The sequence below is a fragment of the Mycolicibacterium sp. XJ879 genome, from assembly GCF_053483935.1.
Genome location: NZ_JBEFTH010000003.1, coordinates 261,150 through 278,845 on the forward strand (window position 1 = coordinate 261,150; position 17,696 = coordinate 278,845).

19 protein-coding genes are annotated in these 17,696 nt (G+C 68.4%); 8 read left to right on the top strand and 11 right to left on the bottom strand.

Going from position 1 to position 17,696, the window contains the following annotated elements:
* Positions 1-11: 11 nt before the first annotated feature.
* Entirely contained in the window at positions 12-1,109 is a 1,098-nt protein-coding gene (locus tag ABQF13_RS08500) for an Rv0497 family membrane protein (protein ID WP_448392283.1), read from the bottom strand.
* A gap of 25 nt (positions 1,110-1,134) precedes the next feature.
* Positions 1,135-2,115: a Ppx/GppA family phosphatase gene (locus tag ABQF13_RS08505; RefSeq protein ID WP_448392284.1), complete on the bottom strand. Its 981-nt coding sequence runs from the start codon at positions 2,113-2,115 to the stop codon at positions 1,135-1,137.
* A 32-nt stretch (positions 2,116-2,147) separates the two neighbouring features.
* On the opposite strand from ABQF13_RS08505, the gene ABQF13_RS08510 reads away from it, so the two are divergent.
* Positions 2,148-2,924: a DUF3109 family protein gene (locus ABQF13_RS08510; RefSeq protein WP_448392285.1), complete on the top strand. Its 777-nt coding sequence runs from the start codon at positions 2,148-2,150 to the stop codon at positions 2,922-2,924.
* A gap of 76 nt (positions 2,925-3,000) precedes the next feature.
* On the opposite strand, the gene ABQF13_RS08515 is transcribed toward ABQF13_RS08510, so the two are convergent.
* From ABQF13_RS08515 to mshA, 5 genes are all read right to left on the bottom strand, one after another.
* On the bottom strand, positions 3,001-3,687 hold the full coding sequence (locus ABQF13_RS08515; RefSeq protein WP_448392286.1) for a winged helix-turn-helix domain-containing protein: 687 nt from the start codon (positions 3,685-3,687) through the stop codon (positions 3,001-3,003).
* Positions 3,684-4,859: a sensor histidine kinase gene (locus tag ABQF13_RS08520; RefSeq protein WP_448392287.1), complete on the bottom strand. Its 1,176-nt coding sequence runs from the start codon at positions 4,857-4,859 to the stop codon at positions 3,684-3,686. The genes ABQF13_RS08515 and ABQF13_RS08520 overlap by 4 nt, the downstream gene beginning before the upstream one ends.
* A gap of 130 nt (positions 4,860-4,989) precedes the next feature.
* On the bottom strand, positions 4,990-5,739 hold the full coding sequence (locus tag ABQF13_RS08525) for a phosphoglyceromutase (protein ID WP_448392288.1): 750 nt from the start codon (positions 5,737-5,739) through the stop codon (positions 4,990-4,992).
* 87 nt (positions 5,740-5,826) lie between these two features.
* Positions 5,827-6,333: a type III secretion system chaperone family protein gene (locus ABQF13_RS08530; protein WP_448392289.1), complete on the bottom strand. Its 507-nt coding sequence runs from the start codon at positions 6,331-6,333 to the stop codon at positions 5,827-5,829.
* Positions 6,330-7,661 (bottom strand): D-inositol-3-phosphate glycosyltransferase, encoded by a 1,332-nt coding sequence (gene mshA, locus ABQF13_RS08535; protein WP_448392290.1) that lies wholly within the window; start codon positions 7,659-7,661, stop codon positions 6,330-6,332. The genes ABQF13_RS08530 and mshA overlap by 4 nt, the downstream gene beginning before the upstream one ends.
* Before the next feature lie 99 nt (positions 7,662-7,760).
* Here mshA and ABQF13_RS08540 point away from each other — a divergent pair, with 99 nt between their 5' ends.
* The 3 genes from ABQF13_RS08540 to ABQF13_RS08550 are packed head-to-tail and all read left to right on the top strand — an operon-like array spanning position 7,761 to position 9,212.
* The gene (locus tag ABQF13_RS08540; RefSeq protein ID WP_448392291.1) at positions 7,761-7,991 is read left to right on the top strand and encodes a CopG family transcriptional regulator; all 231 of its coding nucleotides are present in this window, start codon (positions 7,761-7,763) and stop codon (positions 7,989-7,991) included.
* Positions 7,992-8,420 carry a TA system VapC family ribonuclease toxin gene (locus ABQF13_RS08545; protein ID WP_448392292.1) on the top strand — a complete coding sequence of 143 codons (429 nt, stop codon included), beginning with the start codon at positions 7,992-7,994 and terminating at the stop codon, positions 8,418-8,420. It abuts the gene before it with no gap.
* Positions 8,421-8,465: 45 nt separating this feature from the next.
* A complete protein-coding gene (locus ABQF13_RS08550) occupies positions 8,466-9,212 on the top strand; it encodes an SDR family oxidoreductase (protein ID WP_448392293.1) in 747 nt (248 codons plus the stop codon).
* Between the two features lie 56 nt (positions 9,213-9,268).
* Here the strand turns inward: ABQF13_RS08550 and ABQF13_RS08555 are convergent, their stop codons facing one another.
* Together ABQF13_RS08555 and ABQF13_RS08560 are read right to left on the bottom strand one after the other, a co-directional pair.
* Positions 9,269-10,564, bottom strand: a complete 1,296-nt coding sequence (locus ABQF13_RS08555; protein WP_448392294.1) for a L,D-transpeptidase — start codon at positions 10,562-10,564, stop codon at positions 9,269-9,271.
* A 15-nt stretch (positions 10,565-10,579) separates the two neighbouring features.
* On the bottom strand, positions 10,580-11,635 hold the full coding sequence (locus ABQF13_RS08560) for a UDP-N-acetylmuramate dehydrogenase (RefSeq protein ID WP_448392295.1): 1,056 nt from the start codon (positions 11,633-11,635) through the stop codon (positions 10,580-10,582).
* A 26-nt stretch (positions 11,636-11,661) separates the two neighbouring features.
* Here ABQF13_RS08560 and ABQF13_RS08565 point away from each other — a divergent pair, with 26 nt between their 5' ends.
* Genes ABQF13_RS08565 through ABQF13_RS08580 form a run of 4 tightly spaced genes read left to right on the top strand, consistent with a single transcriptional unit; the run spans position 11,662 to position 14,491 of the window.
* The gene (locus ABQF13_RS08565) at positions 11,662-12,174 is read left to right on the top strand and encodes a DUF2505 domain-containing protein (RefSeq protein ID WP_448392296.1); all 513 of its coding nucleotides are present in this window, start codon (positions 11,662-11,664) and stop codon (positions 12,172-12,174) included.
* A 22-nt stretch (positions 12,175-12,196) separates the two neighbouring features.
* Positions 12,197-12,709 (top strand): DUF2505 domain-containing protein, encoded by a 513-nt coding sequence (locus ABQF13_RS08570; protein WP_448392297.1) that lies wholly within the window; start codon positions 12,197-12,199, stop codon positions 12,707-12,709.
* A 58-nt stretch (positions 12,710-12,767) separates the two neighbouring features.
* Complete coding sequence (locus ABQF13_RS08575; protein WP_448392298.1) at positions 12,768-13,595, top strand: carbon-nitrogen hydrolase family protein; 828 nt, start codon at positions 12,768-12,770, stop codon at positions 13,593-13,595.
* Positions 13,592-14,491, top strand: a complete 900-nt coding sequence (locus tag ABQF13_RS08580) for an LmeA family phospholipid-binding protein (protein ID WP_448392299.1) — start codon at positions 13,592-13,594, stop codon at positions 14,489-14,491. Before ABQF13_RS08575 ends, ABQF13_RS08580 begins: the two co-directional genes overlap by 4 nt.
* Before the next feature lie 4 nt (positions 14,492-14,495).
* Here the strand turns inward: ABQF13_RS08580 and ABQF13_RS08585 are convergent, their stop codons facing one another.
* Positions 14,496-15,947, bottom strand: a complete 1,452-nt coding sequence (locus tag ABQF13_RS08585; RefSeq protein WP_448392300.1) for a zinc ribbon domain-containing protein — start codon at positions 15,945-15,947, stop codon at positions 14,496-14,498.
* Entirely contained in the window at positions 15,944-17,578 is a 1,635-nt protein-coding gene (locus tag ABQF13_RS08590; RefSeq protein WP_448392301.1) for a S53 family peptidase, read from the bottom strand. Before ABQF13_RS08590 ends, ABQF13_RS08585 begins: the two co-directional genes overlap by 4 nt.
* Positions 17,579-17,696 lie beyond the last annotated feature (118 nt).

Sequence of the window (17,696 nt, forward strand, 5' to 3'; positions counted from 1 at the left end):
TCGGCCGGCGCCTAGCCCGACTGCAACAGTGCCAGCGGGCCGAGCGTGACCAGGGCGCCGACCGCCACCGCGATCAGCGTGCTGCCGATGTCCTCGGTCTTGCGCACCACCCGCACACCCACGACGAGGCCGAGGATCACCAGCACCGACAGCATCAGCGCGACGATGTTGTTCCACTTCCACAGCTGGTCGAACGCGATGAACAGGCCCGCGCCGAACGCGACCGCGACGACGCACTGCCCGACCACCCAGGCCGCCCGCAGGATCGACGACATCCGGCTGCCCGCCGGGGCCGCATCAACCTCGTCGACCTCGTCGGCCTCCTCTTCCTCGCGGTCGTCGAGGTCGATGTCTTCGGGACCGGGGCGCGTACCGCGCCGGGCGAGGTCGTCGGCGACCGTCTGGCCGCCGAACAGCGGTCCGGCCGTGGAGCGCAGGTACGACGGCAGCTCGTCGTCGTCCTCGGCGGCCTCGTCGACGTCGGTTTCGGCGTGTTCGGTCGGTGAGTCCGCGTCGTCCAGGTCGGTCTCGGTGTCGGCCCAACCGACAACCGGGTCCGGGCTCATCTGCTCGGCGCCCACCTCGTCGGTCGGCTGGCCCGACGCGGGGCGCCGCGACGGTGCGAAGAAGTCCAGGTCGTCGTCCTGTTCGCGGTGTTCGACGTAGGCGGCGTAGTCGGCGACCGCGTCGGCGTAATCGTCGTCGACGTCGTCGTCGGTGGCGGCGTCCCCGGCGACGGTGTCTTCGGCGTCAGCGACATCAACGTCGGCTGCTTCGTCCTCGATTTCGGGTTCCGCGACTTCGGCGACGTCGGCGTCTTCAGCTTCGGTCTCGACCGCCTGGGCGACGGCGCCGTCGGTCTCCACAGCCTCGGAATCGGCCCCGGTGTCCGGCGCTGCGGCCGCGACGGTGTCGGTGTCGACGTCCCCGTCGGGGCGGATGATCGGGATCTCGCCGGTCAACTCGGCGACCGTGATCGAACCCGTGTCGCCGCGGCGGCGCCTGCGCCGCCCACCCAGCGGTGGTGCCCCGATGGTGCCGTTGCGCGCGAGCAACTCCGCAACCGAGATCGGTCGCGTGTTGCTGCTGCTGTCGTCTGGTCCTGTCATCGTCTGTCGCCTCTGGGCCTCGTCACTATCGTCCAACATGTCGTCCGGACGTTTCCAGTGTGGTCGGACTGTCGCTCCCGTTGGCTTCGCTGTCGAGTTTCCGCAGAATAAGCCCTTCTCGCAACGCCCACGGGCAGATGTCCACGGTCTCCACAGCAAGCGCGTTCATGCTTGCCTCGGCCACCAACGCCCCGGCCACGATCTGCGGCGCCCGGTCGCTGCTCACCCCTTCCAACTCCGCGCGGTCAGCAGCGGTCATCCTAGAGATGAAAGCTATGAGCTGCCTAAGGCCGGTCGCGGTGAGGGTCCTTTTCACCCTCGGCCCTGCTCCCGAAGGTGCCGCTCCGGTCAGCCGAGCCAGCGAGCGAAACGTCTTGGAAGTGGCCACGGCCAGGTCGGGGGCGCCGGCCTTGAGCACTTCGGCCCCGGCGTCGGCGAGTTCGGTGGCCAGCCAGTCGCGCAGCATCGCGACCCGGCGTCGGCCCGGCGGGTCGTCGGGCAGCCACTCGCGGGTCAGCCGCCCCGCGCCCAGCGGCAGCGACAGCGCGACATCCGGTTCCTCGTCGACGCCGTTGCACAGCTCCAGCGACCCGCCGCCGATGTCGATGTTGACGATGCGTCCGGCGCTCCAGCCGTACCAGCGGCGCACGGCCAGAAACGTCAGCCGCGCCTCCTCGACACCGCCCAGCACCTGGAGCTCCACCCCGGTTTCGGCGTACACCCGCGCGAGCACCGCCTCGGAGTTGGTGGCGTCGCGCACCGCGGAGGTGGCGAAGGCCATCAGCTCCGCGCAGCCGGAGCTGGTCGCGATCCTGGCGAACTCGTCGACGGTGCGGACCAGCTTGTCGGCGCACCTGCGGGTCAGGTTGCCGGAGTTGTCCATTGCTTCGGCGAGCCGCAACGATGCCTTGGTCGAGCTCATCGGCGTCGGGTGGCCGCCGCGGCGGGCATCCACCACCAAAAGGTGAACGGTATTGCTGCCCACGTCGAGCACGCCTAATCGCACCCACCCAACTTAATCGGTCTACCGTTGGATACGTGACTGGCACGCACCCCGGAGAGGTCGAACTTGATTTCGCCCGTGAGTGGGTCGAGTTCTACGACCCCGACAACCCCGAGCATCTGATCGCCGCCGATATGACCTGGCTGCTGTCGCGGTGGACCTGTGTGTTCGGCACGCCCGCGTGCAAGGGGACGGTGGAAGGCCGGCCCGACGACGGGTGTTGTTCGCACGGCGCGTTTTTGTCCGACGACGACGACCGCGCCCGCCTCGACGACGCCGTCAAACAGCTCACCGACGAGGACTGGCAGTTCCGGGACAAAGGGCTGGGCAAGAAGGGTTACCTCGAGGAAGACGAGTACGACGGCGAACCCAACCTTCGCACTCGAAAGTACAAGGGTGCCTGCATCTTTCTGAACCGGCCGGGTTTTTCGGGCGGCATCGGGTGCGCGCTGCACAGCAAGGCGTTGAAGCTGGGTGTGGAGCCGTTGACGATGAAGCCCGACGTGTGCTGGCAGCTGCCGATCCGGCGGGTGCAGGAGTGGGTGGAGCGCCCCGACGGTTCGGAGATCCTCAAGACCTGGATCACCGAATACGACCGCCGGGGCTGGGGCGAGGGCGGCGCCGACCTGCACTGGTACTGCACCGGCGACCCGAACGCTCACGTCGGCGCCCGACCGGTGTGGGAGTCCTACGCACCCGAGCTGACCGAACTGCTCGGCGAGAAGGCCTACGCCGAGCTGGCCGCGATGTGCAAGCGGCGCAGCGCATTAGGCCTCATCGCCATCCATCCTGCGACCCGCGCTGCCGAGTAATCAGCGCGAGCAGACGCGAACACCCCCATTTTCGCGGCATTTCGGGGGCTTTCACGTCTGCTCACGGGAGTTATCGCTAGCCCTCGAGCTTGTAACCGAGGCCACGCACCGTGACCAGATGCACCGGGTTGGCGGGGTCGGCCTCGATCTTGGATCTCAGTCGTTTCACATGCACGTCAAGGGTTTTGGTGTCACCGACATAGTCCGCACCCCACACCCGGTCGATGAGCTGGCCGCGGGTGAGCACCCGGCCGCTGTTGCGCAGCAGGTACTCCAGAAGGTCAAATTCCTTGAGCGGCAAGGTGACCGTTTCGCCGTTGACGGTGACCACGTGCCGTTCCACGTCCATCCGCACCGGACCAGCCTCCAGCACACTTTCACCGATAGCGGAATCCTCGACCTCGGCACCGCGGCGCAGCACCGCCCGGATGCGGGCGATCAACTCACGCGCCGAGTACGGTTTGGTGACGTAGTCGTCGGCACCGATCTCGAGGCCGACGACCTTGTCGATCTCGCTGTCGCGGGCCGTCACCATGATGACGGGAACACTTGAGCGCAAACGTAATTGCCGGCACACGTCGGTTCCACTCATCCCCGGCAGCATCAGGTCGAGCAGCACGATGTCGGCACCGGCCCGCTCGAATTCGGCTAGCGCCGAGGGTCCGTCGGTCACCACGGTGGCTTCAAAGCCCTCCTTGCGGAGCAGAAAGGCCAGGGGATCAGCCAAGGACTCCTCGTCCTCCACGATCAACACGCTGGTCATATCGTTTCGTCGGTCCTCTCGTCTTCGTGATCGGGATAGGCCGGAATCGACAGCGTGAACGTCGATCCCGTGCCTGGTTGGCTCCACAGTCGGATGGATCCGTTGTGGTTGGCGGCGACATGTTTGACGATGGCAAGCCCGAGTCCGGTGCCACCGGTAGCTCGCGAGCGTGCCTTGTCGACGCGGAAGAAGCGTTCGAAGACACGCTCCTGGTCGTCGCGGTCGATGCCGATACCGCGGTCGGTGACCGCGATCTCGATGTTGTCCCCACGTCGGCGTCGGCTGATCGACACCGATGATCCGTTGGGCGAGTATGCGATTGCGTTGGCCACCAGGTTGGCGAGCGCGGTGACCAGCAGCGGCTGATCGCCGAGCACCCGGTAGCCGGTCGGGGTGTCGGTGGTGATCGCGATGTCGGCGTTGTCGGCAACCACCTTGTAGCGCGAAAGTGCCTCCGACACCACGGTGTCCACGTCGACGGCTTCCAGATCCGGAAGCCGTTCAGCGCCCTGCAGCCGTGACAGTTCGATCAGCTCACCGACCATGTCGCCCAGCCGCTTCGACTCGGTGAGCATCTTCTCGGCGAAATGGCGTGCGGTTTCGGGGTCGTCGGCCGATGCCAGCAGTGCCTCGGCGAGCACGCTCATCGCGCCGACGGGCGTCTTGAGTTCGTGGCTGACGTTGGCCACGAAATCTCGGCGGGTGGCCTCCATCCGTGCGTGCTCGGACTGGTCGTCGACGTACACCACGGCGAACCGGCGGTCCTCCTCGGTCAGCAGCCGCACATGGCCGCGGATGGACTGCGCCGTCCGTCCCGGCGTGCTGCGTCGACGCGGCGACAGGTCGACCTCGACATCCTCCCCCGTGGTCAGCGTGCGCTGCGCGGCCAGCCACGTTCGGTCGTCGAGCAGCCGGTCGGTTACCAGACCCAACTTGCGCGCCCGGTCGTTGGTGTAGACGACGTCACGGAAGGTGTCGACCACGACGATGCCCACCGGAGACTGCGAGATCACGTGTTCGAGCATCTGCGAGACGGTGATGCCGGCTTGTTGGGCGGTCCTGCGGCGTCGACGCTCCACCAGGCGGGGAGCAAAGCCCGCCCCGAGCCCGACACCGATCACCAGTGCGAGCAACGCCACCGCGCCAAGCAGTAGCGCCGATACGACACTCACGCGAGAAGCGTACGCATTCGGTGAACGTCATCCCAGCAGCGTGCGGCGTAAACGGGATAAGTCACACAGCAAATCTGAGGTATTCGACTGCTGTTCACCCGGTGTTCGCCCGAAACGGCCGCTCGGCAGACTATTTGGCGCCCTGGGCGGCGACGGCGGCCGCACCGGCCGCGGCGGCTTCAGGATCGAGGTACTGCCCGCCGATGACGGTGGGCTTGAGGTCGGAGTCCAGGTCGTAGCGCAGCGGGATGCCGGTGGGGATGTTGAGGCCGACGATCTCCTCGTCGGACATGCCGTCGAGGTGCTTGACCAGCGCGCGCAGCGAGTTGCCGTGTGCGGCGATCAGCACCGTCTTACCTGCGCGCAGATCGGGTTCGATCACCTCGGTGTAGTACGGCACGAAGCGTTCCACGACGTCTTTGAGGCATTCGGTGCGCGGCGGGCCGCCGGGGATGTCGGCGTAGCGCGGGTCGCCGTCTTCGCTGTAGGTGCTGCCCGGTTCGATTGGCGGCGGTGGGGTGTCGTAGCCGCGCCGCCACGTCATGAACTGCTCTTCGCCGTACTTGTCCTTGGTCTCGGCCTTGTTCAGGCCCTGCAGCGCGCCGTAGTGGCGTTCGTTGAGTCGCCAGTCGCGGTGCACCGGGATCCAGTGCCGGTCGGCGGTGTCCAGCGCGAGGTTGGCGGTGCTGATCGCGCGGCGCAGCAGCGACGTGTAGAGCACGTCGGGTTTGCGGTCGAGCTCCTTCATCAACTCGCCGGCGCGGACGGCTTCGGCGCGTCCCTTTTCGGTGAGGTCGACGTCGACCCATCCGGTGAACAGGTTCTTGGCGTTCCATTCGCTTTCGCCGTGGCGCAGCAGGATGAGCGTGGAGTTACCCATGGCACCGAGACTAGCCCGCGCCGAGTTCGACGAAATGGTGGGATCGACTCGCACAAACCCGCCCAAAGGGGCATTTGGGCGGGAAAATCAGTCGTCGTCGATGAGGTGTTCGAAGGCCCGCAGGTTCTTCAGCGACTCACCGCGCGACACCCGCCACTCCCATTCCTTCTGGATCGACGAACGAAAACCCAACTCCAGCAACGTGTTGAAGTCGGAGTCGACGGCTTCGAGCACCTGACCCAGCACCCGGTCGATCTCGTCGTGGGTCACCGAATGCAGCGCCATGCGGCCGACCAGATAGATGTCGCCGACGTTGTCGAGGGTGTAGGCCACACCGTACATCCGGCGGTTGCGCTTGAGCAGAAAGCGGTAGACGCCCTCGTGGTTCTCGTCAGGTTTGCGGCACACGAACGCCTCGACGCGCACCGAGTGCTCACCGATGGACAGGATCGTGTTGGTCACCAGGCGACGCTCACCGGGCAGCTCGACGATGATCCCGGGCAGTCCGCCGTGTGCGCCCTCGTGGCGGGTACAGACCAGTTGGCTCTCCTTGCAGGCGTCCTCGATGATCTGCTCGACGTCTGCGCTGTTCATGCCCGTACCCGTCGTCTGGTGAAGATGCGTCCGTTGCGACGCGCGGCGGCGTCGCGGGGTTGATGCCGTGCGCGGTAGTCGCTGATCGCGCGGCCGTAGCTGGCCAGCAGCGCGTCGACGGTGTGCGACCAGGAGAACGTCGAGGCGTGCGCGACGGCCGCGCTGCTCAACGTGGCCGGGTCCCGCTCCAACAGCGCCCCGAGGGCCGCGGACCAGTCGTCGATGTCGTGGCTATGCACCAGGGTGCCGCTGACCCCGTCGCGCACGGCCACGGGCAGCCCGCCGACCGCGGCGGCCACCACCGGGGTGCCGCATGCCTGCGCCTCGACGGCGACCAGACCGAACGACTCCGAATGGCTCGGCACCGCGATCAGGTCGGCGGCCCGGTACACGTTGACCAGTAGCTCGCGCGACTGCGGCGGCAGGAACGTCACCCGGTCGCCGATACCCAGATCGTCGGCCAGCCGAATCAGCCCGTCGGGCGCCGCCAGCCCCGTGCCCGACGGCCCGCCGGCCACCAGCACCCGCACCCCCGGCAGCTTGGCCGCCGCGCGCAGCACCACATCGGGTGCCTTGAGCGGCTGGATGCGCCCGACGAAACCCACCGTCGGCGCATCGAGATCCAGGCCCAGCGCGGCGCGGGCTGCGCGCCGGTCACCCGGGGTGAACGTGTCCAGGTCGACGCCAGGGTGCACGACGTCGATGCGGTCCGGATCGGCCGAATGCAACGAAATCAGTTGTTGGGCTTCGAGTTCGGTATTGACGATCAACCGGTCGGCCTCGTCGACCACCTGCTGCTCACCGACCGCGCGCAGCGGCGGTTCGGGCGCGTCACCGTCGGCCAGCGCGGCGTTCTTGACCGCCGCCAGCGTGTGCGCGGTGTGCACCAGCGGCACCGCCCACCGGTCGCGGGCCAGCCAGCCGACCTGACCCGACAACCAGTAGTGGGAGTGCACGATGTCGTAGTAGCCGGGCTCGTGGGTGGCCTCGGCGCGCAGCACGCCCGCGGTGAACGCGCACAGCTGGGTGGGCAGATCGTATTTGTCGAGGCCCTCGAACGGCCCGGCCACGACGTTGCGCACCAGCACACCGGGCGCCACCGGCACGACGGGCGCGTCGGCCGAGGAGGTCGCACGCGTGAAGATCTCCACCTCGACACCGCGCCGCGCCATCTGCAGAGCGGTCTGCAAGACGTAGACATTCATGCCGCCGGCATCGCCCATACCGGGCTGGGCCAGCGGCGACGTGTGCACCGACAGAACTGCGACGCGTCGCGGAGCCGGGCCGCCGGCGACATCGTCTCCGGGCACATCGGTGACTAGACGCACACACTCATGTCTACACCGCGGGCGCGGGATGCCTCCAAGGGCGGTCGGTCTGCGCATTCGTATGCGTGGTCGGCTACACGCTGATGTTAAGATTTACCCATGCGTACGACAGTGGAGTTCGACCCGGACACCGCCAAGGCTGTCGAGCAGCTGCGCCAGGAGCTCGGAATCGGCGTCAGCCAAGCGGTGAACGAACTGATCCGTCGCGGCCTGATGCCTCGACCCGACGCTCCGCAGTTCCAGCAGCGCACCCGGGCCTCCGGTATCCGAATCGATGTCTCCAACGTGGCCGCCGCTCTAGAAGACCTCGAAGGCGTCGAGGCGCGCTGAGTGCTCGTCGACGCCAACGTGCTGCTATACGCGCATGACACCGACAGCCCCTTCCATGAACCGGCACGCGACTGGCTCGAGCAGGCGCTCAACGGCACGCGCCGGGTGGCCATACCGTGGCAGTCGCTGACGGCCTTCGTCCGCATCGGCACCCATCCTCGGGCGCTCCGCAACCCGATGACGCCCGGTGAGGCGTGGTCTTTTGTCGAGGACTGGCTCGACGCGCCGACCACCTGGATTCCCCAGGCCGGGCGGACGCACCGGGAGATCCTCGGCCGGCTGGTGCGCGACCTCGACCTTCGGGCCAACCTCATCGCCGACGCCGTACTGGCAGCGCTGTGCATCGAGCACGGCCTCACGATGATCAGCGCCGACAGCGACTTCGCCCGCTTCACCGAGATCCGCTGGGTGAACCCGGTCGCGCGCTGATCGGGCTCATGCGGTGGGAACAGCACGACAACTAAGGTTGGGCAGATGACGACACCACAGACCGGGAGTCGGGTCGCGGTGGTCACCGGTGCCAGCGCCGGCATCGGCGAGGCAACCGCGAGAACTCTTGCGGCACAAGGATTTCACGTGGTCTGCGTGGCGCGTCGGGCGGAGCGTGTCGAGGCGCTGGCCAACGAGATCGGCGGTACCGCGAGCGTGACGGACGTCGCGTCCGAGCAGGATGTGGCGGCGCTGGCCGAGGCCCTGGACCGCGTCGATGTGCTGGTCAACAACGCCGGCGGCGCCCGCGGACTGGAGTCGGTGGCCGAGGCCGACATCGACAACTGGCGGTGGATGTGGGAGGCCAACGTGCTCGGCACGCTGCGGGTCACGCGGGCGCTGCTGCCGAAGCTGATCGACTCCGGCGACGGGCTGATCGTCACCGTCACCTCGATCGCGGCGTTCGAGACCTACGACAACGGGTCGGGGTACACGTCGGCCAAACACGCACAGGCCGCGCTGCATCGCACGCTGCGCGGGGAGCTGTTGGGAAAACCGGTGCGGCTCACCGAGATCGCGCCGGGCATGGTGAAGACGGATTTCTCGCTGCGCCGGTTCGAAGGCGACGTGCAGCGCGCCGAGAAGGTGTACCAGGGGGTGACGCCGCTGGTGGCCGAGGACGTCGCCGAGGTGATCGGGTTCGTCGCGTCACGGCCCTCGCACGTCAACCTGGATTCGATCGTGATCCGCCCGCGCGATCAGGCCAGCGCCACCCGCTTCAACCGCCGCTGACGGGTGATTTGTGTGCGTTTAGGCGCGGTGAGCGCAACAAACCGCACACAAACCGCTCAGCGGCCGGCGGGTTGCGGCGCACCCGTCGGGCCGCCCGAGGGCGTCGCGGGAGCGGAATCGGGAATCGCCTCGGGTGCGGGCTTCTCGTCCAGCGCCGACATCGCGACCCACTCGTCCCACGGCACCACCCAGTCCCAGATGTCACCGTCGGCGTAGGACAACTCCAGGCGGGTGCCGGTGATCTCGACCGGGTCCCCGTAGATGGCGCTGTTGTAGTACTGCTCGGCGTCGCCCGGCGACAGGTTGATGCAGCCGTTGGTCACGTTGCTGCTGCCCTGCGAGCCCAGGCTGCCCGGGTTGGCGTGGATGAACTCGCCGTTGTTGGAGATGCGCACGGCGTGGCGCATGTGCACGTTGGAGTAACCGGCAGCCGGGTTGCTCATGTAGAAGTCCAGATGCTTCTCGGTGACGACGTGGATACCGCTGCGGGTGACGTTGCGGTCCAGATCGCCCTCGCCGTAGCTGCAGGCGAAGTCCATGATCACCGCGTCGTCGGCGTCGAGCACCTGGATGCGGTGCGACGGCGCGTGCCCGCGCACCACCTGCCGGCGGCCGATCTCGAAGTGCAGAGTCGCATCCTGCGCGCCGTAGGCGCCGTCGCCGAACGGCACACCGTAGAGGCGCGAGTCGACGTTGACCTTGGTACCGGCTGGAAAGTAGTCCCGGGGGCGCCAGTGCATCCGCGAGCCGCCGACCTCATCGGGCAGCCACGCCCAACTGCCCTCGACGGGCGGGTCGGTGGTCACGGTGACGGCTTCCTCGACGGAGGCCTTGTCGCTGATCGACGCGTCGAACTGCAGGATGATGGGCGCCGCTACGCCGACGACCTGACCGTCGGCGAGCTGGAACCGGCCGTTGACCTGTTTCGTCGGGGCCAGCGTGGTGAACGCGCCTGCCAACGGAACGGCCTTGCCGTCGCGGCCGACGACCGAACCGCTCCAGGTGTACCGCGAGCCGTAACCGAGCGGCTCGGACACGGTGAACTCGGTGCGATCCCGGTTGAGCGTGCCCGCGACCACCTTGCCGTCCGCGTTGGTCAGCGCGACCCGCTGGAACCAGCCGTCGGTGACCGCGACACGCACCGGTGCGACCGGTGAGACGTCGGTGGCCGCGTCGGCCGGTTCCGACGTCACCGTCGGCGCCGGAGGTGCGGCCGCCTCCCCCGATGTCGTGCTGGACCCGGCACAGGCCGCCAGCGTCCCGGGCGCGACGACACCGACCACCAGCGCGGTCAGGGCGCGCCGCCGGCTGATCTGCGGCGGCCAGGCGTCGAAAATCGGGCTGGGGCTCACGCGTTCCCAGCGTACCTAGATACGGCAGCCGACCAGCGCAGGCTCGGGTGTGAGTTCGATCCCGAATGTCGTTCTGACACCGTCGCGTACGGTCCGTGCCAGCGCGATCACGTCGGCCGCCGTGGCCGCGCCCCGGTTGGTGATCGCCAGCGCGTGCTTGGTGGACAGCCGCGCCGGGGCGTCGTCGCCCGGATAGCCTTTCGCGAAGCCGGCGCGTTCGACGAGCCAGCCGGCGGCGAGCTTCACCTGGTCGGCGGCCGGGTAGTTGGGCACGGGGCTGTCGACGCTGGTGCGCAGCCGCTCGAACTCCGCGCGTGACACCACCGGGTTGGTGAAGAAGGACCCCACACTCCAGGTGTCGTGGTCGGCCTCATCGAGCACCATGCCCTTGCGCGCCCGCAACTCCAGCACCGTGTCCCGCACCCGCACGGGGTCGACGTGCGCCCCGGCCTCCACTTTCAGAGCAGTGGCCAGTTCGCCGTAGCGCATCGGGGCGCTGCGGCCGTTGGTGTCGAGCGCGAACTCCACTTCGAGCACGATCGCGTCGTGCGAGTGCTTGAGGGCGCTGGTGCGGTACCCGAACTGCAGCGCGTGCGCGGCGACCCACCGGTCCTCGCCGGTGCGACGGTCCAGCAGCCGCACGCGACGCAAGGTGTCGGCGACTTCGGCGCCGTATGCGCCGACGTTCTGTACCGGGGTGGCGCCCGCCGAACCCGGTATGCCGGAAAGACATTCGAGCCCGCCGAGACCATGTGCCAGCGATGTCACGACGACGTCGTCCCACACCGCACCCGCCTCGGCGCGCACCACGTTGTCTTCGACGGTCACCTCGGTGTTGGCGAGCAGGATCACGGTCAGGTCGGTGAGGTCATCGGCCAGCACGACGTTGGATCCGCCGGCGAGGACGAGCGCGTCGTCGTCGGGTCCGAGGGCACGTACGACGTCCACCACTTTTTCAGTGGTGTCGCAGGTGATGAGGCGCTGTGCGACCCCACCGACCCGCAGCGTGGTCAGCGGGCCCAGCGGCACCGCCTCGGCGACGGACGCGCCCCCTATGACCGATGTGACCACGGGCGGTAACGGTAGCGTGGCCAGCTATGCCGCGTTCATTCGACATGGCCGCCGAATACGGGGGCAGCGTCGAACAGGTGCACCGGGCCTTCCGCGACGAGCGGTATTGGTGGGCTCGGCTGGCCGATTCCGGCGCCGACGACTACTCGCTGGACTCGATGGCGGTCACCGAGGACGGCGGAATCGACGTGGTCACCACCCAGATGTTGCGTGCCGACCGGTTGCCCGGCCTGGTCACGCAGTTTCACCGCGGCGATCTGAGCGTCATCCGCGAGGAGACGTGGAGCCCGGTGCACGACGGACGCGCCGGCGCGACGGTCAACGGTTCGATCGGGGGCGCCCCTGCCAGCCTGTCCGGCACCGCCGTGTTGAAGCCGGCAACCTCAGGCAGCGGCTCGCGGCTCGAGTTCAGCGTCGCTGTCGAGGTTCGGGTGCCACTGGTGGGCGGCAAGATCGAGAACTTCATCGGCTCTCAGCTGACGGAGCTGCTCATCGCCGAAGAACGCTTCACCACCATGTGGATCACCGAAAACGCCTAGTCAATAAGTAGACTTAGGCGCCATGTCGCGTCGCATGGAGTACACCATCGCGTTCGACGTGCCCGCGGAGAAGATGTATCAGGATTTCACCAGCCGCGACTACTGGCAAAGCCTGATGGGCGCCTATCGGCGGCTGAGCCCGTCGGAGATCACGTCGTTCTCCTCCGATGAGCGGGGCACCGACATCGTGTTTGTGCAAGAGGTGCCGCGCTCGGAGTTGCCTGCGATCGCGCGGTCGGTGGTGCCCTCCGACATGGTCATCACCCGCAAGCAGCATTTCGACCCGTTCGACCACGCGAACAATCGGGCCAAGGGCCACTACGCGGCGTCCATACCGCGTGGGCCCGGCCGGTTCGGCGGCCAGTACGTTCTGACCGACACCGACGCCGGCAGCCAGTTGCGGTTGGCCAGCGTCTGCAAGGTGTCGATTCCGTTGGTCGGCGGTGCGCTCGAGGACCTGATCTTGCACCACATCAAGTACCTCTTCGACGCGGAGGAGGAGTTCGCCGCGCACTGGATCTCGCGGCATCATTGAGCGCGCTGGCCGCCGAGCGCACCATTTGGGCGACGGCGGCCCGTCTAGGCTCGGCACCATGCGGATTGCGCTGGCGCAGATCCTCAGCGGCGCCGAACCGGCGGCAAACCTGGGGCTGGTCGAGGAGTACACCCGCCGCGCCGCCGACGCCGGCGCGCGGATGGTGTTGTTTCCCGAGGCCACGATGTGCCGGTTCGGGGTGCCGCTCGGCCCGATCGCCGAACCGCGGGACGGGCCGTGGGCCGCGGGCGTGCGGGCCATCGCCGAACGGGCCGGCATCGTCGTGGTCGCGGGCATGTTCGTACCGGCCCCCGACGGGCGGGTGACCAACACGTTGATCGCGACGGGCCCCAGCACCGACGGGCTCGTCGATGCGCACTACGACAAGATCTATCTCTACGACGCGTTCGGGTTCGCCGAATCCAGAACCGTCGCGCCCGGCCGTGAGCCGGTGACGATCAACGTCGACGGTGTCGTCGTCGGCCTCACCCTGTGCTACGACGTCCGCTTCCCCGAGCTCTACGTGGAATTGGCCCGCCGCGGAGCACAACTGATCACCGTGCACGCCTCGTGGGGCAGCGGCGACGGCAAGCTCGACCAGTGGACGCTCTTGGCCCGGGCCCGCGCGATCGACACCACCGGCTTCGTCGCCGCCGTCGACCAGGCCTACCCGGGTGACGAGATCGCTGCCGCCGGTCCCACCGGTGTCGGCGGCAGCCTGGTTGCCTCGCCGGTCGGCCAGGTCATCGCGTCGGCAGGCGCCGACCCGCAGCTGCTCGTCACCGACATCGACCCGGCCGCCGCGCGCCAGGCCCGCGAGACGATCGCGGTGATGAACAACCGCGCGGAGTTCAACTCCTCGGGTAAGGCAGAATCGCGCAAATGACTGATCCGTGGTCCCGCCCGGAGCCGCCACCGCAGCCCGGCCCGCCACCGCAACAGCCGGGCGTGCCGCCGGGCTCACCGCCTCCCGGCCCGCCACCGCCACCCGGCCCGCCCGGGCCGCCGCCCCCCGGAGATGAGGACCCGTCGATCCTGGGCAAGCTGACCAGCCTGTTGCGCGATCCGCTGTCGATCGTGCTCGTCATCGTCATCGTGCTGGCCCTGACGTTCGCCGGGGTGCTCGCCGGTGAGCTCTACGCACGCAACCGGGCCAACACCGTGGTGGCCGGCGTCGTGGAATGCGTGGTCGAGGACAAGGCGAGCGCGTCGTTCGGCGTCATGCCCCCGTTTTTGTGGCAGCACATGACCGGGCACTACACCAACATCCACATCGAGACGGCAGGCAACCAGATCCGCGACGCCAAGGGGATGAAGGTGGTCCTGGAGATCAACGACGTGCGGCTCGAGGACACCGCCACTTCCAGCGGTTCGGTCGGCTCGCTGGTCGCCCACATCACCTGGTCGGCCGACGGCATCCGGCAGACGATCGCCGATTCGGTACCGCTCGTCGGCGCATTCATCAACGGGGTGACGACCAATCCGTCCGAGGGCACCATCGAACTGGAAGGCACGCTGGGCAGCATCAAGGCCAAGCCGGTCGTGGTCGACGACGGGCTCTCGCTACAGGTCACCGAGCTCACCGGGCTGGGCTTCACCCTGCCGCGCGAAGCGGTGCAGCCGGCACTGGACGCCTTCACCGCCCAGCTGACGGAGAACTACCCGATGGGCATCTCCGCCGACTCGGTGCAGGTCACCGATTCCGGTGTGGTGAGCCAGTTCTCCACGCAGAACGCGTCGATGCCGAAGGGCGAAGAAGACCCCTGTTTCGCGGAACTCTAACGGTTCAGCCGGACAGGTCGCGCCACCGGAAGCTGTTGACATACTTGCCCATATCCATGGCCAGCTGGAGGTTGGCCGCTGACGGATGCCCTGGGCCATCGTCGGGGGTGAACTCGCGGTAGGGGCCGATCGCGGCGGCCACCAACGCGTAGTCGTACTTGACGGCGACCATCACGATCGCCCGTGTCCGGTTGAAGGGTCCGTAGTCGTCGACGACGACGCCGTAGCCGGGTTCGTAGCCCACCATGGCGTTGGGGATCTCGTAATCGGTTACCGCGTCGGGAAAGTGCTCGCTGATCAGGTCCTCGGCGATCTGTTTGGCCGACTGCTCGTGTGCGGGCATCCCGAACAGGTGCATCGTGCCGGTGTCGCCGGCCACGAACTCCAGCTGCACGCCGTCGGGGTTCAGCGTCGCCTCGTAAGCCGTTCCGGGGCCGGGGTATTGGACGGTGAACGCGCCGTCGCCGGATACGAAGCGCGGGTTGGACTCGACTTCCTCGCCGAACGGCGGAATGCCGCAGTCCGGTGGGCAGGCGAACGGCGCGGGCGGCGGGGTCAGCAACGCCGCGGCGGCCACCCCGCCTGCGGCCGCGACGCCGACGCCCGCACCCAGCACCGTGAGCACCCTGGCGGGGTTCAGGTGGCGCACCCGCCGGTCAGGATCCGCGGCGTCAGGTTGGTGCTGCAGCATGTCCCGCAGCCCGATCCGCAGCGCCAGCAGGGCGAGCACCGCGATCACCGCGTGCAGGGCGAAATGCTGGCCGTGCAACAGCGGCGAAACCTCGAGAAGGCCCGTAGCCGCGTAAAGCCCCAGCGCCACAACCACACTGACGGCGATCAGCCGCCGTCGACCCGACCACAGCGCGGCGCCGACCAAGCCACCGATCGCCGCGGCGGTCACCGGGATCGCCGCGCCGACGATCCCGGCCTGCGCCAGCAGGGCGCTCACCGGCCGGTCCTGTGCGGTGATACCCATCGTCAACTGCGGCGCCAACCGGATCATGGCGGCCGCTGCGCTGAACACGACCGCGCTCGACGCGCCGAGCGCGAAGCCGTCCAGTGGCTTCCTGTCGGGTTGGCGGATCAGCCGAGCCGCCGCGACCGGCACAAGCATGAAAACAGCGCCGACGGTGGGTATTGCGACGCCGACCAGGTAGGCCTGCTCGTCGGTCTGCGGTCCGAACACCGCGATGTCATACGCATCCGCGGAGACCACACCGATCAGCCACGCCCAGCCGGCACCGATGACCACCGCCAACACCGTCGTCACCGCCAGCCAGCGCGCCGGCAGATCGCGGTGGACGTCCGCCTCGTACAGATACAGCGCCAACACGAGCGGCACCCCAACCACGCTGACCATGATCAACGGGGCCGGTAACCGCAACAGCGCCAACACGATCGCGGTCACCACCAGGATCGCCAACGCGGCGCTCAACAGACGGCGACGCTCACTCACCGCGGGGCCGTCCCCCTCTGCAGGTCGAGGAGGTTGCGCGCCAGGTTGTAGATGTTGGGGCTGCCGAGGCCGGTGACAAGGTCGTAGCCGGGTTGCGTCAGGTCGACGGCGTTGCCGCCGCGGCGCACATCGCGAAAGCCCGGCAGGTTGGATCCGGCGGCAACCCGGTACAGCTGCGGGTTGAGGTTGCCGAGCTGGTGGCCGCCGTTGGCCACCACGTACTGGTTCATCAGCACGGTCAACGCGGCCCAGATCGGTGCCGCTTGCGATGTGCCGCCGCCGAGCACCTCCTGCCCGCCGTAGATGAACCGCACTCCGGTGAACGGATCCGCGACGGCGGCGACGTCGGGTGAGAGCCGCTTGAACGCGGTGTCGCGCTCCACCGACAACCGCTGCTGCCACTGCGGGCGCTCGAACAACTGCGATACCCCACCGCTACTGCCGTGCGACAGCGGTGAATCCACCCAGGCGTGCTCGCCGCGCCACTGCCCGCGCGGCCCGGTCGACAGGGTGGTTCCGCCGACCGCGGTCATGGTGGGCAGCGACGAGACGGAGTCCAGCCCGACGTCGTCGGCGCCCGGCGGCGACGACCACTCGTCGCCGCCCTTACATTCCAGCCCACCGTTGTCGCCGCTGGCGTCGAAGGCCGACGTCCCGCGTTCCTGGGCGGCCGTCAACGCCGCCTGCACCGGGGCGAGATCCGCTGCGGTGACGAGCTTCTCGCAGCCCCACCCGATCGACAGGCTCCAGACCGCGCCGGGGAACTGCTGATCGACCGATTCGAACAGCTGACCGATCTTCTCGTAGGCGCCGTCGCCCACTATGGTCGGGCGGGCGTTGACCACGACAAGCTGCGCATCGGGCGCGATCGCGTGTGCCACTTGCAAATCCATCGCCGTCTCACCATGCGACTCTTCAGGTTGCCCGCCGACCCAGATCGGGGTGAACCGCGGCAGCCCCGACGTGTCCGCGAACAGGTCGAGGTCGTCCTGATCGGCGCCGTCGAACGCGAAGAACACGAGCGTCGCGCCCGCACCGGTGAAGCCCGCGTCGGCCAACGGCGTCGCGTTGTACGCCTCGAGCAGACCCCGCGGCGTCAACCCGCCCATGGGCACGTCGAGCGGAACGAAGTCGGGCGTCTTCGGGTAATGCGGTGTGTAGCTCATGATGCGGCCGACTTCGGTGACCGGTCCGCGCAGCGACGGCGGCACCGGCGGCTGCATCGCCGATGCGTAGAACACCTGCCCCTTCGGGCCGCGGTAGTCGCGCACGGGTACGTCGAACGCACGCGCGACGTTCTCGGCGGCGCCCTCGACGATCGCCCAGCCGTCACCGAGGCGCCACCGCACCCACAGGCCGCGGACCTGCGCCCAGTCCATCAACGCGTCGGGTCGGCGCGTGCCATCGAGCGTGACGGTGAGCTGGACGTCGGCCGAACGCGACGGACCCAGATCGGTCGAACTGGCCAGCAATGCCGCATAGGGGCCGGTGATCACCGCCGACGGGGGCGTAGCACACGCGGCAGACGCCGCGATCAGCAGCGCGGCGAGGAGGAGGGCCGAAACCCGGCGGCTACTGCCCCCGAGGACCGTGATGGCGGCCAGGTGTGGGGCCTTCAGGCGGCGGAGCATGGACGGTGGGGGTAAACGGATTCGGGTTGCTCGGGTCGATGCGAGGAGCCTTCTCGGTCGGCGCAACAGTCTCCGCCGGGGCGGAGGTCGTCGTCGGAGTCGTCGTCTCGGGCGCGCT

Coding starts and splice junctions, on each gene's coding strand:
- ABQF13_RS08500 (WP_448392283.1), bottom strand. CDS start 1,109: ATGACAGGACCAGACGACAGCAGCAGCAACACGCGACCGATCTCGGTT.
- ABQF13_RS08515 (WP_448392286.1), bottom strand. CDS start 3,687: ATGACCAGCGTGTTGATCGTGGAGGACGAGGAGTCCTTGGCTGATCCC.
- ABQF13_RS08525 (WP_448392288.1), bottom strand. CDS start 5,739: ATGGGTAACTCCACGCTCATCCTGCTGCGCCACGGCGAAAGCGAATGG.
- ABQF13_RS08530 (WP_448392289.1), bottom strand. CDS start 6,333: ATGAACAGCGCAGACGTCGAGCAGATCATCGAGGACGCCTGCAAGGAG.
- ABQF13_RS08540 (WP_448392291.1), top strand. CDS start 7,761: ATGCGTACGACAGTGGAGTTCGACCCGGACACCGCCAAGGCTGTCGAG.
- ABQF13_RS08550 (WP_448392293.1), top strand. CDS start 8,466: ATGACGACACCACAGACCGGGAGTCGGGTCGCGGTGGTCACCGGTGCC.
- ABQF13_RS08565 (WP_448392296.1), top strand. CDS start 11,662: ATGCCGCGTTCATTCGACATGGCCGCCGAATACGGGGGCAGCGTCGAA.
- ABQF13_RS08570 (WP_448392297.1), top strand. CDS start 12,197: ATGTCGCGTCGCATGGAGTACACCATCGCGTTCGACGTGCCCGCGGAG.
- ABQF13_RS08575 (WP_448392298.1), top strand. CDS start 12,768: ATGCGGATTGCGCTGGCGCAGATCCTCAGCGGCGCCGAACCGGCGGCA.
- ABQF13_RS08580 (WP_448392299.1), top strand. CDS start 13,592: ATGACTGATCCGTGGTCCCGCCCGGAGCCGCCACCGCAGCCCGGCCCG.
- ABQF13_RS08590 (WP_448392301.1), bottom strand. CDS start 17,578: ATGCTCCGCCGCCTGAAGGCCCCACACCTGGCCGCCATCACGGTCCTC.